Source organism: Pandoraea sp. (assembly GCF_041919235.1).
GTDB lineage: Bacteria > Pseudomonadota > Gammaproteobacteria > Burkholderiales > Burkholderiaceae > Pandoraea.
Map to the genome: position 1 here is coordinate 119115 of NZ_JAYRUC010000009.1, position 16057 is coordinate 135171.

Annotated in this window: 12 protein-coding genes; 4 read left to right on the top strand and 8 right to left on the bottom strand. The window is 63.5% G+C overall.

Annotated elements, in window-relative coordinates; all coding sequences use genetic code 11:
- Positions 1-5 precede the first annotated feature (5 nt).
- The 3 genes from rfbB to msbA all read right to left on the bottom strand — a co-directional run bounded on the left by rfbB (position 6) and on the right by msbA (position 3506).
- Positions 6-1070, bottom strand: a complete 1065-nt coding sequence (gene rfbB, locus ACE3UG_RS09515) for a dTDP-glucose 4,6-dehydratase (RefSeq protein ID WP_374622780.1) — start codon at positions 1068-1070, stop codon at positions 6-8.
- Positions 1071-1098: 28 nt separating this feature from the next.
- Complete coding sequence (locus ACE3UG_RS09520; protein WP_374622783.1) at positions 1099-1683, bottom strand: peroxidase-related enzyme; 585 nt, start codon at positions 1681-1683, stop codon at positions 1099-1101.
- A 71-nt stretch (positions 1684-1754) separates the two neighbouring features.
- Entirely contained in the window at positions 1755-3506 is a 1752-nt protein-coding gene (gene msbA / locus ACE3UG_RS09525; RefSeq protein WP_374622785.1) for a lipid A export permease/ATP-binding protein MsbA, read from the bottom strand.
- Positions 3507-3669: 163 nt separating this feature from the next.
- Between msbA and recQ the strand changes: the two genes are divergently transcribed.
- A complete protein-coding gene (gene recQ / locus ACE3UG_RS09530) occupies positions 3670-5490 on the top strand; it encodes a DNA helicase RecQ (protein ID WP_374622788.1) in 1821 nt (606 codons plus the stop codon).
- Positions 5491-5548: 58 nt separating this feature from the next.
- Positions 5549-6331, top strand: a complete 783-nt coding sequence (locus tag ACE3UG_RS09535) for a glycosyltransferase family 2 protein (protein WP_374622790.1) — start codon at positions 5549-5551, stop codon at positions 6329-6331.
- A 140-nt stretch (positions 6332-6471) separates the two neighbouring features.
- Here the strand turns inward: ACE3UG_RS09535 and ACE3UG_RS09540 are convergent, their stop codons facing one another.
- The 3 genes from ACE3UG_RS09540 to ACE3UG_RS09550 all read right to left on the bottom strand — a co-directional run bounded on the left by ACE3UG_RS09540 (position 6472) and on the right by ACE3UG_RS09550 (position 11177).
- Positions 6472-7323, bottom strand: coding sequence for a glycosyltransferase family 2 protein (locus ACE3UG_RS09540; RefSeq protein ID WP_374622903.1), 852 nt, complete (start codon positions 7321-7323; stop codon positions 6472-6474).
- Between the two features lie 76 nt (positions 7324-7399).
- Positions 7400-10981, bottom strand: coding sequence for a DNA polymerase III subunit alpha (gene dnaE, locus ACE3UG_RS09545; protein WP_374622905.1), 3582 nt, complete (start codon positions 10979-10981; stop codon positions 7400-7402).
- Between the two features lie 19 nt (positions 10982-11000).
- The gene (locus ACE3UG_RS09550) at positions 11001-11177 is read right to left on the bottom strand and encodes a hypothetical protein (protein ID WP_374622793.1); all 177 of its coding nucleotides are present in this window, start codon (positions 11175-11177) and stop codon (positions 11001-11003) included.
- Between the two features lie 23 nt (positions 11178-11200).
- Between ACE3UG_RS09550 and ACE3UG_RS09555 the strand changes: the two genes are divergently transcribed.
- Together ACE3UG_RS09555 and gluQRS are read left to right on the top strand one after the other, a co-directional pair.
- Positions 11201-12082, top strand: coding sequence for a sulfurtransferase (locus ACE3UG_RS09555; RefSeq protein ID WP_374622796.1), 882 nt, complete (start codon positions 11201-11203; stop codon positions 12080-12082).
- 38 nt (positions 12083-12120) lie between these two features.
- A complete protein-coding gene (gene gluQRS, locus ACE3UG_RS09560; RefSeq protein WP_374622907.1) occupies positions 12121-13050 on the top strand; it encodes a tRNA glutamyl-Q(34) synthetase GluQRS in 930 nt (309 codons plus the stop codon).
- A 193-nt stretch (positions 13051-13243) separates the two neighbouring features.
- Here the strand turns inward: gluQRS and ACE3UG_RS09565 are convergent, their stop codons facing one another.
- Complete coding sequence (locus ACE3UG_RS09565; protein WP_374622799.1) at positions 13244-14725, bottom strand: DEAD/DEAH box helicase; 1482 nt, start codon at positions 14723-14725, stop codon at positions 13244-13246.
- Positions 14726-14987: 262 nt separating this feature from the next.
- On the bottom strand, positions 14988-16055 hold the full coding sequence (locus ACE3UG_RS09570) for a bile acid:sodium symporter family protein (protein WP_374622802.1): 1068 nt from the start codon (positions 16053-16055) through the stop codon (positions 14988-14990).
- Positions 16056-16057: the final 2 nt, after the last annotated feature.

The following is a 16057-nucleotide window of genomic DNA, read 5'->3' on the forward strand; positions in this document are numbered from 1 at the left end:
GTACCTCAGTCGTTCTTTTGATAGTGCGTTTCGATCCAGCGCTGGTACTCGCCCGACTGTACCTGACGCACCCACTCACCATTGGCCAGATACCACTGAACCGTCTTGCGCATGCCTGTCTCGAAGGTTTCAGCCGGACGCCAGCCCAGCTCACGCTCAAGCTTGCGAGCATCGATGGCATAGCGCCGATCATGGCCGGGACGGTCGGTGACGAACGTGATCTGATCGGCATACGACTTGCCGTCGGCGCGCGGCGAAAGTTCATCGAGCAATCGGCACAGATGCTTCACCACCGACAGATTGTTCTGCTCGTTCCACCCGCCCACGTTGTACACCTCGCCCGAGGCGCCCCTCGCGAGCACTTCGCGAATCGCCGAGCAGTGGTCGCCGACGTACAGCCAATCGCGCACGTTGCTGCCGTCGCCGTAGATCGGCAAAGGCTTACCGGCCAGCGCATTGGCGATCACCAACGGAATCAGCTTCTCGGGGAATTGGTACGGACCATAGTTGTTCGAGCAGTTGGTCGTGAGTACCGGCAGACCGTACGTGTGGTGATAGGCGCGCACCAGATGATCGGAGCCGGCCTTCGAGGCCGAGTACGGGCTGTTCGGCGCGTACGGCGTCGTCTCGGTGAATGCCGGGTCACTTGGACTCAGCGAGCCGTAGACTTCGTCCGTCGAGACATGCAGGAAGCGGAACGCATCGCGCGCCTCGCCTTCGAGCGCGCCCCAATAGGCGCGCGCGGCCTCGAGCATCGTGAATGTGCCGACGATATTCGTCTGCACGAAGTCGCCGGGGCCGTGAATGGAGCGGTCGACGTGGCTTTCCGCCGCGAAATGGAGCACGGCGCGCGGACGATGCTCGGCATAAAGACGATCGAGCGCGGCGCGATCGCAGATATCGACCTGTGCGAAATGGTGACGGGAATCGTGCTCCAGACTCGCCAGATTCGCCAGATTGCCTGCATAGGTCAGCTTGTCGATCGTGACGACCGGCTCGTCGTGTTGCGCCAGCCAATCGAGCACGAAATTTGCACCGATGAAGCCGGCGCCGCCAGTTACGAAGATCATAGAAATCGAAGGTTTGCGAAAAGTGAGGTTATCGAGCGCGCGGCACGCGCCCCATCAAGAAGAATTCGTCGTTAGGTCGCATCGATATCGCATTGGCGATGCGGTTGGACATGCCGAAGAACGCCGTAATCGCGGCGATGTCCCAAATGTCCTCGTCGTCGAGACCGTGTTGGCGAAGCGCCACGTAGTCGTCGTCGCCAACTTCGTGGGAGCGCTCGCACACCTTCATCGCGTAGGCGAGAATCGCCTTCTGACGCGCCGTGAGATCAGCCTTGAGATAGTTGACGGCGACCTGGTCGGCGAGCAGCGGCTGCTTCTCATAGATGCGCACCAGCGCACCGTGCGCGACGACACAATACAGGCACTGATTCGCCGCGCTCGTGACGACCACGATCATCTCGCGCTCGCCCTTGCTCAGATTGCCTTCCTTGAGCATCAACGCATCGTGATACGCGAAAAATGCGCGGAATTCGTCGGGGCGATGGGCCAACGTGAGGAACACATTCGGGATGAAGCCAGCCTTCTCCTGCACCTCGTCGATGCGCGCTCGAATGTCTGCCGGCAACGCGGCAAGGTCGGGCACGGGGAAACGACTGATCGTCGGCTGGTTCATCACGTTCTCCTATTGGTTACGCGGAAAGGTTCGGCGGTCGCGATGCGTCGATGTCGGCGGCGACGGCGACGTCAGGCATCCTGCTGCTGTGCGTACTGAATACGGTGCAAATGCGCGTAAAGGCCATTATGCGCCACCAACGCCTGGTGGGAGCCCTGCTCCACGATCCGTCCATGTTCGAGCACAACGATGCGATCCGCACGCTCGATGGTCGAGAGGCGGTGCGCAATCACCAGCGTGGTGCGCCCTTCCATCAACACTTCCAGCGCCGCCTGCACGTGACGCTCCGATTCCGAATCGAGTGCGGAAGTCGCTTCGTCCAGAATCAGGATCGGGGCGTCCTTGTAGATGGCGCGCGCAATCGCGAGGCGCTGGCGCTGGCCGCCCGACAGGCGCATGCCGTTGTCGCCCACGAGCGTGTCGACGCCGTCGGACATGGCAGCGACCGCATCGGCCAGATTGGCCGCACGCAGTGCCGCCTGCACGCGCTCGGCGTCGATCTCCTGACCGTACGCCACGTTCGCGGCGATGGTGTCGTTGAAGAGCACGACATCCTGGCTCACGAATGCGATCTGGCGACGCAGATCGGCCAGCCGCAGGTCGGTGAGGTCGATATCGTCGAGCAGAATGCGGCCACCGGTCGGGTCGAAGAAGCGCGGCACCAGATTGACCATCGTCGTCTTGCCGCTGCCCGACGGCCCCACCAGCGCGACCATCTCTCCGGGCGCCACATCGAGCGAAATCCGGTCGAGTGTCGGACGCTCGCTGGCGCCGTAGTTGAAGCTCACCTGATCGAACGTCACTCGGCCCTTGGCGCGCTCCAGCCTGCGCTCGCCGCCAAGCGGCTCGACCTCGACGTCCATGACGTCGAAAATCAGCTCGGCGGCCGTCACGCCACGCTGCAGCGGCTGGTTGACGTCCATCAGATGCTTGAGCGGGGAGACCACCAGCAACAGCGCCGTGACGAACGCCGTGAAACCGCCCACGGTCATCTCGCCCGACGACGATTCGACCATCGCCACGGTAATGACGATGGCCAGCGCCAGCGAGGCGAGCGCCTGCGTGACCGGCTGCGCGAGACCGCCGGACACCGTCACGCGCATGGCATAGCCGCGCAGGGTGCCGGTCATCTTGTCGAAACGCGACTTTTCATATTCTTCGCCATTGTGGATCTTCACGACCTTGTAGCCGGCCACCGCTTCTTCGACCACGTAGGACAGCGCATTGGTCAGCGTCTGCTGCTCACGGTTCAGGCGGCGCAAGCGCCGGTTGATCTTGCCGACAAGCCAGCCGATGAATGGCAGGATCACGGCCACGACGAGCGTGAGGCGCCAATTCAGATAGAACAGATAGCCGAGCAGCCCAACGACTGTGAGCGAATCGCGCACCAGCGTGATGAGCACCGTGGTGAGTACGCCGAGCACCTGGTTGACTTCGTAGACGAGGGCGTTGATGAGCGTGCTCGTCGTCTCGCGCTGATAGAACGCGGCCGGCGCGTGCAGCAAACGCTCGAACATGCGCACGCGCAGATCGAGCAGCACGCGGTTCGACACCCACGAGAGCATGTAGTTGGCCGAATACTGCGCCACGCCGCGTATCACGGCCAGACCGATCACGGCAGCGGGGACGTACCAGAGCTTCCATGGGTCCTGCCCCGAGAAACCCTTGTCGAGCACCGGCTTGAGGACCGCCGGGATGGCCGCTTCGGTCGCGGCCACGAGCGCCATGGCCAGAACGGCCAGCAGGCCCATGTGCCAATACGGCTGGAGATAGCCCAGCAGACGCCGCAGAATCGGTCCGATGGGCTTGTGCGGTACGCTCATGTATGTGGGGAACGCCGGAAAAACCGCTATTCTAACGTACCGGCCGCTCCCGCCGGGCGGTGTCCGAGCCGGACTCGGACGCCGCCTTGAAATTCGCCACTCTCCCCGCTTTCCGGGGGCTGTCGCGCGCCGAAGCCCGAGGGGAACCGGTATACTCCCGCCCATGGCAAGCGCACTCGAAGTCCTCCGTACCGTATTCGGCTATAACGCATTTCGTGGCGATCAGGCCGCGATCGTCGACCATGTGAGCGACGGGGGCGACGCACTCGTCCTGATGCCCACCGGCGGCGGGAAATCCCTTTGCTACCAGATTCCGGCGCTGCTGCGCACCGGCATCGGCATCGTCGTGTCGCCGCTCATCGCGCTCATGCAGGATCAGGTCGACGCCTTGCTGCAAGCGGGCGTGCGTGCCGCGTATCTCAATTCCAGTCTCGGCTTCGACGAAGCGCTCGATACCGAGCGCCGCGCCGCCCGCGGTGAACTCGACCTGCTCTACGTTGCGCCTGAGCGTCTTCTGACCGAGCGCTTTCTCGATCTGCTCGATCGGCTGGACGAGCGCGGGCAACTGGCGCTGTTCGCCATCGATGAGGCGCACTGCGTGTCGCAGTGGGGCCACGACTTCCGTCCCGAGTACATTCAGCTCTCGGCGCTGCACGAGCGTTATCCGCGCGTGCCCCGCATCGCGCTGACCGCGACGGCGGATGCCGCGACGCGCGAGGACATTCAGACGCGGCTCGGTCTGACCGAGGCGCGTCTGTTCATCTCCAGCTTCGACCGCCCGAACATTCGCTACGAAATCGTCGACCGCGACAATCCGCGCAAACAGTTGCTCGCGTTTCTCGCTCGCCATCGGGGCGAGGCGGGCATCGTCTACTGTCTGTCACGCAAGAAAGTGGAGGAAACCGCCGCGTGGCTCGAGACGCAAGGCATTCCCGCCCTGCCGTATCACGCAGGGCTCGATTCGGAAGTGCGCCGCACACACCAACAGCGGTTCCTGCGCGAGGAGGGGCTGGTGATGTCGGCCACGGTCGCCTTCGGCATGGGCATCGACAAGCCGGATGTCCGTTTCGTGGCGCACCTGGATTTGCCCAAGAGCCTCGAAGCCTATTACCAGGAGACGGGGCGCGCCGGGCGTGACGGCGAACCCGCCGAAGCCTGGATGACGTATGGGCTGAACGACGTTGTGGTGCATCGCAGCCGCATCGATGAGTCGAATGCCCCGGACGTTCAAAAGCGCATCGAGCGCCAGAAGCTCGACGCGCTGCTCGGTTATTGCGAGGCGCCGCGCTGCCGCCGCACCGTGCTGCTGTCGTATTTCGGCGAGTCGAGCGAACCGTGTGGCAACTGCGATGTCTGTCTGAATCCGCCCGAGGTTTTCGACGGCACCGTCGCGGCGCAGAAGGCACTCTCGGCCATTCTGCGCACGGGCCAGCGCTTCGGTGCAGGGCATCTGATCGACTTGCTGCGCGGGCGCAGCACCGACAAGATTCGCCAATTCGGACACGAAGCCCTGCCGACGTTCGGCGTCGGCGGCGAACTCGACGATCAGGGATGGCGCGCGGTGTTCCGGCAGTTGATTGCGCATGGCATCATTGAGCCGGACAGCAGCCAGTACGGCGCGCTGACGCTCAATGCAGCGGCGCGCCCGGTGCTTAAGGGCGAGACGACCCTCTCGTTGCGGCGCCAGCGGGCCGCGGTCGGCAAGAAAAGCCGGTTTGCCGGGTATGCGTCGTCACCGGCCATCGAGCTGGATCTCGCCGACCAACAACTGTTCGACAAGCTGCGTGCCTGGCGGCAGGACATCGCCAAGACCCAGCAGGTACCCGCCTACGTTATCCTTCACGACCGGACGCTGCGCGAACTCGCCCAACGCCGCCCGCGCCATCGCGATGCGCTGGCCGATATTACCGGACTCGGTGAAGCGAAGATCGAACGTTATGGCGAGGCGCTCGTCGAGTTGCTCAACGACCGGGCCAACGCTTGATCACGCCTCAGGGTCTTGAATCGGCCGTGGATCGGATGCCGCCATTTCGTGAGTTCTCATGAACGAAGCCACATCGCCCGTCTCGTCCTCGCAGCGCCTGCCGCTCACGGTGACGATTCTCACGCGCAACGAGTGTCACAACATTGCCGAGTGCATCGCGTCGGTGCAGTCGATTGCATCCCAGATCGTTGTGGTGGATAACGCCAGCACGGATGGCACGACGGACATCGCGCGTGCCGCCGGCGCCGAAGTGCACGTGACACCCGACTGGCCCGGCTTCGGTCCGCAGAAGAATCGTGCCCTGGCGCACGCGACGCAGCCGTGGGTACTATCGCTCGATGCCGATGAACGCGTCACGCCCGAGTTGGCGCGCGACATTGCCGCGGCGATTGCCCGCAGCGACCGTGCGGGTTACCGCATGCCTCGCCTGTCGCAGTTCCTCGGACGCTGGGTGCGGCACTGCGGCTGGTATCCGGACTATGTGCTGCGACTGTTTCGACGAGACTCCGGGCGCTTTTCCGACAACCTCGTGCACGAGCGTGTGATCGTCGACGGCGAGATCGGCACGCTCTCGCACCACCTGCTTCACTACAGCTATACCGAAGCGCGTCAGGTCGAAGACAAGGTGCAGCGGTACGCGCGCGCCGGCGCGAAAGAAATGGCATTGCGCGGCAAACGCGTCTCGCCGTTGAAGCCGTGGATCAATGGCGGGTGGGCGTTCGTTCGCACCTACTTGCTGCGCAGGGGGTTTCTTGACGGCGCCACCGGGGCCGCGATTGCGCGAATGAACGCCCGCAGCGCCTTTCTGAAGTACGCCCTGCTCCGTCGCAACGACGCCTGACGCACCCGCGACTGCCAACGCACATCCGCTCTCGGCAGGGTGTCGACGGCTGGCCGCCAGTCGTTAGCCGCCGGCGTGGCGGTTGGCGCGGCGCTGAGCGGAGGCTCGAATGCGTCCGCTTCGCTCATCCCGCGACGGCGTCACTTGGCGAGCGCCCGCTTCACACGTGAGCGGAACAGTTCCCAGCGCAGCTTGCCGTCGTCGACCGGCTCGGGCAAGCGCCCGTCGTTACCCGCCGGCACAGGCTTGCCGCGACGCAGATAGTAGCGATCGAAAATCGACTGCGTCATGCCCCATTTGCGCAGGAACTGTGTGCGGCCGTCGTTCTTCACGACCTTGCCCGTGCTCTTGCACTGAAAGTGGTAAACAAGGCTTGCGCCGACGCCGACAAATCGTCGCGCACCGGCCGCCCACATCTTCATCGAGAAGTCGTTGTCGCTACTCATGCCCGGGCTGAGTTCGGTACTGTAGCCCCCGACGAGAAACCACCAGTCGCGATGCACGAGCGTCGGCGGCCAGGTCGCGCCGAACCAGTCGGGCTTGCGGTAAGTCGGAACGCTCGCGAGCAGCGCCGCCTCGTCGAAGGTGTCGACGTCGCGGCCGAAGTCCTGCACAAGGACGCACGGATTGCCCGTGTCGACCGGCTCGATCATCGTGCCCGAGAGCATGAAGGCCGTGTCAGGCATGGCTTCAGCACGCTCGATCAAGGCGCGGTCCCAGCCGGGGCAGCAGTACATGTCGTCGTTCAGATAAACGATGTACTTCTCGCGCGCGAGCGCCGCCGCCTGATTCACCGCGTAGCAAATGCCAACGTTGCCGGGCGACGCCGTGTGCTCGATCCCCTCCGCCCGTACCCAGTCGAGCGAGCCATCGGCGCCGTCGTTCACATGAACGATGATCTGATGCGAATAGCTCGAATTCTGGCGAATGCTGCGCACGCAAAGCTGGAGCAAGGCGAGGTTGTTCCACGTCGGAACGATGATGGAGAACATCCGGATTTCCTTGTTGTATCGAAAGACCAGCACCACGCGGCGCAGCATCGCACCGCATCGCGCCGTCCCGCCCGCATCAATAGATGACTTGTACTGAATCGGCCGACAGCCACTGGCGAAGCTCGCCAAGCAATTCGTCACCGGGCTGCACCTTCCAGTCGTCGCCCAGCCGCGACTCGCATTCGGCGTCCGGGCGGCGGTACACGATGTGCACCGGCAAGCCATGCGGCTTGTCACCATCGCCATCGCCATCGCCGTTGCCATGGCGGCGACCGAAGCCGCTCCCCGCACCACCGCCACCGCCACCGCCATTAAACCCGCCGCTGACGCCGGCCGTCGCCGCGACGCGGTACATCGCGCAGTGCGGCTGCAGCGTAGCGCGCAAGCGTGTCCAGTCGGCATTGCCGTTGAAGGACAGTTTGAGCGCACGCGCGAAACGCGCGCGCGCTCGACCGAGATCCATCACGCTTTCCGTGGTGAAACGCAGCCCACCCGTGAAGCTGTCCGGGCGTGCGTTGCCTTGCACGATCAGCAGTTCGTCTTCCTTGAAGAGATGCTTGTTCGCCTCGAACTGCTCGTTGAAGATCGTGACTTCAAGCGTGCCCGTGCCGTCGTCGAGCTGCACGATCAGCATCTTGCCTCGCTGGGTCATCATCGTGCGCAGGTTGGAAATCACACCGGCGACCAGCCGGTCGCGGCCCTCCGAAAGATCGCGGATGCGCGTGCGGACGAAGCGCCGCACCTCTTCCGCGTAAGAATCGAACATGTGGCCAGACAGGTAGAAGCCGAGCGCTTGCTTCTCTTCCTGCAACTTGCGCTTGTCGCTCCAGGCCGGCTCGTCGGCCAGCTCCAGCGGTGCTTGCAGGCTCTCGTCGCCGAGGTCGAAAAGACTGACCTGATTGGCCGCCGCACTCGCCTGCTCCGCCGCTTCCATCGCCATCGGCACCGACGCCATCAATTGCGCGCGATTGAGGTGAATGCTGTCGAACGCACCGGCACGAATCAGTGCTTCGATAGTGCGCCGATTCACTACGCGACGGTCGATGCGCGCACAAAAGTCGAACAGATCGGTAAACGGTTTGCCTTCTCGGGCACGCAGAATCTCTTCGATCGCCGACTGTCCGCTCCCCTTGATCGCGCCCAGCCCATACCGCACCGTCTTCGCGTCGGCCGGCTCGAACCGGTAGGCGGAGACGTTCACGTCCGGCGGCAACACGGCCAGCCCGTTGGCACTGGTCAGGCAGTCTTCATACAGAATCTTGACCTTGTCGGTGTCGTCCATGGCCAAGCTCATGTTGGCAGCCATGAATTCGGCGGGATGGTGCGCCTTGAGCCATGCGGTGTAGTACGCGAGCAGCGCGTACGCCGCCGCGTGCGACTTGTTGAAACCGTAGCCCGCGAACTTTTCCATCAAGTCGAAGATTTCGTCCGACTTCTCGCGCGTGAGGCCGTTTGCCGCAGCACCCTGCGCGAAAATCTCGCGGTGCTGAGCCATCTCTTCGGCCTTCTTCTTGCCCATCGCACGACGCAACAAATCGGCGCCACCGAGCGAGTAGCCGCCGATGATCTGCGCCATCTGCATCACCTGCTCCTGATAGACCATGATGCCGTAGGTCTCCTGGAGCACCGGCTCGACGCGCGGGTCAGGGTACTCCACCTTCTCACGACCGTGCTTACGGGCGCAGAAGCTCGGAATCAGGTCCATCGGCCCCGGACGATACAACGCCACCAGGGCGATGATGTCCTCGAAGCGGTCCGGCTGGGCGTCCTTGAGCATGCCCTGCATGCCACGGCTTTCCAACTGGAACACGGCGACCGTGTTCGCCTTCTTGAGGATGCTGAACGCTGCCGGATCGGTGAGCGACACCTGATCGAGCGACCAGTCTGCCATCTCCGGATGCAGACGCTTGATATAGCGCTCAGCCCAATTCAGGATCGTGAGCGTGGTCAGGCCCAGGAAGTCGAACTTCACGAGGCCGACCGCTTCCACATCGTCCTTGTCGTACTGACTCACCACGCCGCTGGCATCTTCGCCACCGCCCTGCGTGTACAGAGGACAGAAATCCGTCAGCTTGCCCGGCGCAATCAACACACCGCCCGCGTGCATGCCGACGTTGCGCGTCAGCCCCTCGACGCGCTGGGCCAGCTCGATCAACTGCTTGACCTCGTCCTCCGTCTGATAACGCTCGGCCAACTGCGGCTCTTCCTTGAGCGCGTCTTCAATGGTGACGTGCTTCCCCGGCTTGAACGGGATCAGCTTGGAAATGCCATCGACGAAGTTGTAGCCCAGGTCGAGCACACGGCCAACGTCACGCACTGCCGCCTTGGCGGCCATCGAACCGAAGGTCGCGATCTGCGAGACGGCGTCAGCGCCGTATTTGTCTTTCACATACTGAATGACGCGATCGCGCCCGTCCTGACAGAAGTCGATGTCGAAGTCGGGCATCGAGACGCGTTCCGGATTCAGGAAACGCTCGAACAGCAGGTTGTACTTGAGCGGATCGAGATCGGTAATGCCCAGGGCGTAAGCAACGAGCGAACCCGCGCCCGAGCCGCGGCCCGGACCGACCGGCACGCCGTTGTTCTTGGCCCATTGGATAAAGTCGGCCACGATCAGGAAGTAGCCGGGGAAGCCCATCTTGATGATCGTACCGGTCTCGAAGTCGAGCCGCTTGTAATAGTCGGGGCGCTGCTTGTCGCGCTCGACCTCGTCGGGGAACAGTTGGGCAAGACGCGTCTCCAGCCCCTCCTTCGACAACTGCACGAGATAGTCGTCGAGCGACAGGCCGTCCGGCGTGGGAAAGCGCGGCAGCTTCGGCTTGCCCAACTCGAGCGTCAGGTTGCAACGCTTGGCGATCTCGACCGTGTTGGCCAGCGCCGAGGGCACGTCTTCAAACGCGGCGATCATGTCGTCCTGCGTCCGGAAACTCTGGTCCTGCGTGAAACGGCGCACACGGCGCGCATTGCCGAGCATTTCCCCTTCCGAAATACACACGCGCGCCTCGTGCGCGGTGAAATCGTCGCCCGTCATGAACTGGATCGGATGCGTGGCAACCACCGGCAATCCCACTTTCGCCGCCAACTGCACCGCCTGCTGCACGTAGGTCTCCATGCCCGCCTGGCCGGTGCGCTGCAACTCGATGTAGAACGCGCCCGGGAAAACGCTCGCCCAGTGCTTCGCGCACTGCAGCGCCTGCTCCGGGTTACCCGCCGCCAGCGCGGCGCCAACGTCCCCCATCTGCGCGCCCGAGAGGGCCAGCAAACCGCGTGCAAGGCCGTCGGCCTGGAGCCACGACGGGTCGATCTCCGCCCGCCCGCGCCACTGATTGCCAAGCCAGGCCCTGGACAACAGTTGGCACAGGTGCAGGTAGCCTTCCCTGTCGCGCGCAAGGAGCAACAGCCGGGACGGCTTGTCGCGGTCGGCTTGATTCGTGATCCAGGCGTCGCAGCCGATGATCGGCTTGACGCCTTTGCTGCGCGCTTCCTTGTAAAAACGGATGGCGCCGAACATGTTCGCGAGGTCGGTCAGCGCGAGCGCGCCCTGACCGTCCTTGGCGGCGGCCTTGACGACGTCGTCGAGCCGCACAATGCCATCGGCGATCGAGTATTCGGAATGAAGACGGAGGTGGACGAAGCGAGGTTCTGACATGGGCGGTATTGTAACGCGCCGCCCATGGCTACAGCGCCTCGCGTCGCGAAACATCCGGCTTGGCCGGCCCGTTTCGGACACGGCTGGGGCCGTACCAGGAAATTCCCCTCGCCTGTACCGGGATGCCGTCCGATTCGGCAACAGCCGGGGTGAAATCAAAGTGTTCCCGTACCGAATCGGCGATAATGGCGTTTTCCTGCTTCACGCTTTTTGCGAAATTCCGTTGCCATGTCCATCGTCAATATCGCTGCGTACAAGTTCGTCACGCTCGACGACATCGCGACCCTGCGTCCGGCCCTGCTCGAACATTGTCAGGCGCTCGACCTGAAGGGCACCATCCTGCTCGCCCCCGAAGGCATCAACCTGTTCCTGGCGGGCTCGCGCGATGGCATCGACGCCTTCCTCGCCCGTCTGCGTGCCGACGTCCGGTTCGCCGACCTGGCGGTCAAGGAAAGCCTCTCGGAGACGCAACCCTTCCGCCGGATGCTGGTGCGCCCGAAGAAAGAGATCATCACGATGAAGATGCCGGTCATCAAGCCGGCCGACGGCCGCGCGCCCGGCATCGACCCCGCTACGCTCAAGCGTTGGCTCGACGCCGGTCAGGACGACGAAGGCCGCCCGGTGGTGATGCTCGACACGCGCAACGACTTCGAAGTCGATGTCGGTACGTTCGATAACGCCGTCGACTATCGTCTGACGAAGTTCTCGGAATTCCCCGACGTCATCGCGGAGCACCGCAAGGACTTCGAAGGCAAGACCATCGTGTCGTTCTGTACCGGTGGCATTCGTTGCGAGAAGGCCGCGATCTACATGCGCGACATCGGCCTCGAGCATACGTATCAGCTCGACGGCGGCATTCTCAAGTACTTCGAGGACGTGGGCGGCGCGCATTATCAGGGCGACTGCTTCGTATTCGATTACCGCACGGCGCTCACCCCCGAACTCGCCCCGTCGACGACCCAACAGTGCTTTGCTTGCCGCGCCGTGGTGACGGCCGAGGATCGGCGCAGCTCCGATTACATCGAAGGCGAACAGTGCCCGAGGTGTGTCGGCAGCCGTGCTGCTGAGAGCGCACCCCAGAAGGCTGCCACTGTCGCCACGACGGACTGAGCGCCCCCGTGGCTCACGCTCCGGCACGCGACGCCACGCTGCCCGTCGGGCCTGGCCCGCGCCCGACACCGGGCCCTGCACCGCGCTACCGAGGCCGCTTTGCGCCCTCCCCGACCGGGCCGCTGCATCAGGGCTCGCTCGTCACTGCGCTGGCAAGCTGGCTCGATGCCCGTGCCCACGGCGGTGTCTGGATCGTGCGCATGGAAGATCTGGATGAACCGCGATGTGTGCCGGGGGCCGCCGAAGACATTCTTGCGGCGCTCTCGCGTCTTGGACTGCATTCCGACGAGCCAGTCGTGCGGCAAAGTCGCCGTCACGCCTACTACGAACAAGCGCTCGCATCGCTCACGGCGCGTGGACTCGTTTATCCCTGCGGTTGCACGCGCCGAGAAATCGCAGACTCTCTCGTGCGCGTACACGCGCGTCATCGCACCCTCGCGTATCCCGGCACATGCCGGCAAGGCCTGCACGGCAAGACCGCACGCGCCTGGCGTCTGCGGGTGCCCGATGGCGACGCTGCCCGCATTCGATTCGAAGATCGCTGGATGGGAACGCAAATACAGGATCTTTCGACGGAAGTCGGCGACTTCGTGCTCAAGCGCGCCGACGGCCAGTGGGCCTATCAGTTGGCCGTCGTCGTCGACGATCAGGCGCAGGGCATGACCGATATCGTGCGCGGGGCAGATTTGCTGGACTCGACGGCGCGTCAGATCTATTTGCAGGCCTGCCTCGATGCCCCGACGCCGCGCTATCTGCACGTACCGCTGGTGTTGGCAGACGATGGCGAGAAGCTGAGCAAACAGAATGGCGCGGCGCCGCTCGTGCTCGACACGCCCGCCGCCGCGCTCGTCGCGCTCAAGAACGCCGCTGCGCATCTCGGATTGCCGGCATCGCTCGGCACCCTATCTCACGGCGACGACTTCCTTGCCGCAGCGACGCAGGCATGGCGGGTACGCTATGGACGGTAAACGGACAGTAAGTGGACAGTACAGCGAACGGTAAAATCTGCCCCTGCCTTTGCTCCCGTTCGCCGCACAAAAAAAACAGCGCAAATGGGCTGGACACAAAAAGTTGGACCTGGATCCAAACTTTGGGGCCCGCTCACAAATGCGCTGGCTTTTTACTTCAACCCGGAATGGCTTCGACGCAATGCGTCGCTCGTCAGTTGGTCGCCTTGCGTGGGAAGCCCGCAAGCAGCGCCGCGACCTGACGCTTCGGCGCCTTTTCAGGCATTGCACCAAAGGCCGTCGGGGCGACGGATTCCTGTGACGAGCGGGCGTCGCGTTGCGGCTCGCTCGCCGATGGCGACGGCTCATAAGGCTTGTAGAAGAACTCGTCTTCCGGGCGGACGCGGCGCGGTGCGGCACTGCCACCACTGCGGCTGGCCCGCAGGCCGTCGTGTCGGCTATGGCGCTCGCCGCGGTCGCCGCGTTCACCACGCTCACCGCGCTCAGCCCGGTCGTCGCGCGAACGGCTGCGGCGCTCGAGCACCAACTCGCCACGCTTGAGTTCGCGTTTGATCAACTTCTCGATTTCCACGAGTTGCTTTCGCTCGTCGGGGGCGCACAGCGAGATCGCCTCGCCCGACGCGCCCGCGCGACCCGTACGACCGATACGGTGTACGTAGTCTTCCGGGTTGTAGGGCAGATCGTAGTTGATCACCCCCGGCAGATCGGTAATATCGAGGCCGCGTGCGGCAACGTCAGTAGCCACGAGGACACGGATACCGCCTTGTTTGAACGCTTCGAGCGCCTGCATGCGCTCGTTCTGCGACTTGTCGCCGTGAATGGCGGCCGTCACGACACCTTCGCGCTCCAACTGGCGCGCCAGACGACTCGCACCGACCTTGCTGTTGACGAACACGATGACTTGCTTGAGATCGCGCGCATTCAGGATCTGCACCACTGCCGCGCGCTTGTCGTCTTCATCCACCTCGTAGTAGACCTGCTCAACATTGTCGGCCGTGGCATTGCGACGGGCGACTTCGATCGTGAGCGGATTCGTGAGATAGGTGGAGGCGAGCTTCTTGATCTCGTTCGAGAACGTGGCCGAGAACAACAGCGTCTGGCGCTGCTTCGGCAACAAATTCAGAATTCGCTGAAGATCCGGCAGGAAGCCCATGTCCAGCATGCGATCGGCTTCGTCGAGCACCAGCATCTTCACCTGGCCGAGATTCACCGTCTTCTGTTCGACGTGATCGAGCAAACGACCCGGCGTGGCGATCAGGATTTCGACACCGCGCCGCAGCGTTTCCTTCTGCGGATTCATGTCGACACCACCGAACACCACCGTGTTGCGCAACGGGGTATGACCTGCGTAGATACGCACGTTGTCAGCGACCTGATCGGCAAGCTCACGCGTTGGCGTCAGGATCAACGCACGCACCGGGTGACGTGCGGGCGACGCACTCGTGTTGGCATCGGGCAGCAGGCGCTGGATGATCGGCAGCGAGAAGCTGGCGGTTTTGCCCGTCCCCGTTTGCGCGGCACCCATGACGTCGCGCCCGGACAGCACCACCGGGATCGCTTGCGCCTGAATCGGCGTCGGCTGGGTGTAGCCCTGCTCGGCAATGGCCCGCAAGATGTCCGCATGCAGCCCAAAGCTATCGAAGCCGGGGATCGGAACAGCATTTACATCAGCCATGATGAAGGGACATCTCTTTTAAAAAACGGGGGCCGCCACGCGGAAGGATTCCGCATCAAAGCTCACTCGCGAAGATTCAAGGGGCGCTGTGCGCCATGCTCAGGGCTGGCGCGAGAGGGGCCTGTCGAAGGACAGATGCGTCGGGCGCCGCCGGACCAGGGTGGTCGTGAAGAAGCAAAACAAGCGCGATTCTAACACTTGCGCACGACCAACGTGTGACAGTCCCCTTGACGGCCCCCGTGTTTTGCCGGGGAATCGACCGTCAGCGGCCCGCCCCAGCGTTGGCGCTGCTCTCGGCGTTGCCGTCACGACCGAGCGGCGTGACAACGCCTGTCGTCGCCCGCTGGGCCGCTTGCGCCGCGCGCTGACGATCGGCATAGCGTTGCGCGAGCACCGCACATACCATCAGTTGCATCTGATGAAACAACATGAGCGGCAGCACGATGGCGCCAAGCGATCCCGTCGCGAACAGCACCTTGGCCATCGGAATACCGCTCGCAAGACTCTTCTTCGAGCCGCAAAAGACGATGGTGATTTCGTCCTCTCGCGAAAAACCGAGCCAGCGCGCTGCGTACGTCGTAAAAGCAAGCATGAAGGCCAGAATCACCGCGCAGCAACCAAGCAGCCCGAGCAGCGCCAGCGGCGGAATCTGATGCCACAAGCCCGTATTCACAGCCTCGCTGAACGCCGTGTAGACGACCAGCAGGATCGAGCCCTGATCGACGATCTTGAGTAACGCGCGATGGCGCTCGACCCACTTGCCGATCGCCCTGCGCGACAGTTGGCCGGCAATGAATGGCACGAGCAGTTGCAGCATGATATTGCCGATGGAGTCGAACGGCGACGCGCCAGTGGCGCCATCGTGATGAATGACCACCAGACCGACGAGTACCGGCGTGATGAAAATGCCGAACAGACTCGACGCCGACGCGCTGCACACGGCCGCCGGCACATTGCCACGGGCAATCGAGGTGAATGCAATGGCTGACTGGACCGTTGCTGGCAACGTGCACAGAAACAAAATGCCCAGATACAGTTGCGGGGTCACCATCCAGGAAAGCACCGGCTTGAGCGCCAACCCGACGATCGGGAAGACGGCGAACGTACTGGCGAACACCAGCAAGTGCAAACGCCAATGCGTCGCACCGGCGAGCACGGCCTCGCGAGAGAGCTTCGCGCCGTGAAGGAAGAACAAGGCGGCAATCGCCACGTTGGTGAGCAGGTTGAAGGCAACCTCGCCCTCGCCGTGCGCCGGCAGCAAGCTGGCAAGCGCGACGGTCGTCACAAGCATCAACGTGAAATTGTCGGGAAGGAAACGCGGTCTGGCCATCG

What these genes read in the sequence shown, in the direction of transcription:
- ACE3UG_RS09565 (WP_374622799.1), bottom strand. Translation starts at nt 14,725, where the DNA reads ATGGCTGATGTAAATGCTGTTCCGATCCCCGGCTTCGATAGCTTTGGG.
- ACE3UG_RS09570 (WP_374622802.1), bottom strand. Translation starts at nt 16,055, where the DNA reads ATGGCCAGACCGCGTTTCCTTCCCGACAATTTCACGTTGATGCTTGTG.
- ACE3UG_RS09520 (WP_374622783.1), bottom strand. Translation starts at nt 1,683, where the DNA reads ATGAACCAGCCGACGATCAGTCGTTTCCCCGTGCCCGACCTTGCCGCG.
- rfbB (WP_374622780.1), bottom strand. Translation starts at nt 1,070, where the DNA reads ATGATCTTCGTAACTGGCGGCGCCGGCTTCATCGGTGCAAATTTCGTG.
- ACE3UG_RS09555 (WP_374622796.1), top strand. Translation starts at nt 11,201, where the DNA reads ATGTCCATCGTCAATATCGCTGCGTACAAGTTCGTCACGCTCGACGAC.
- recQ (WP_374622788.1), top strand. Translation starts at nt 3,670, where the DNA reads ATGGCAAGCGCACTCGAAGTCCTCCGTACCGTATTCGGCTATAACGCA.
- ACE3UG_RS09540 (WP_374622903.1), bottom strand. Translation starts at nt 7,323, where the DNA reads ATGTTCTCCATCATCGTTCCGACGTGGAACAACCTCGCCTTGCTCCAG.
- ACE3UG_RS09535 (WP_374622790.1), top strand. Translation starts at nt 5,549, where the DNA reads ATGAACGAAGCCACATCGCCCGTCTCGTCCTCGCAGCGCCTGCCGCTC.
- msbA (WP_374622785.1), bottom strand. Translation starts at nt 3,506, where the DNA reads ATGAGCGTACCGCACAAGCCCATCGGACCGATTCTGCGGCGTCTGCTG.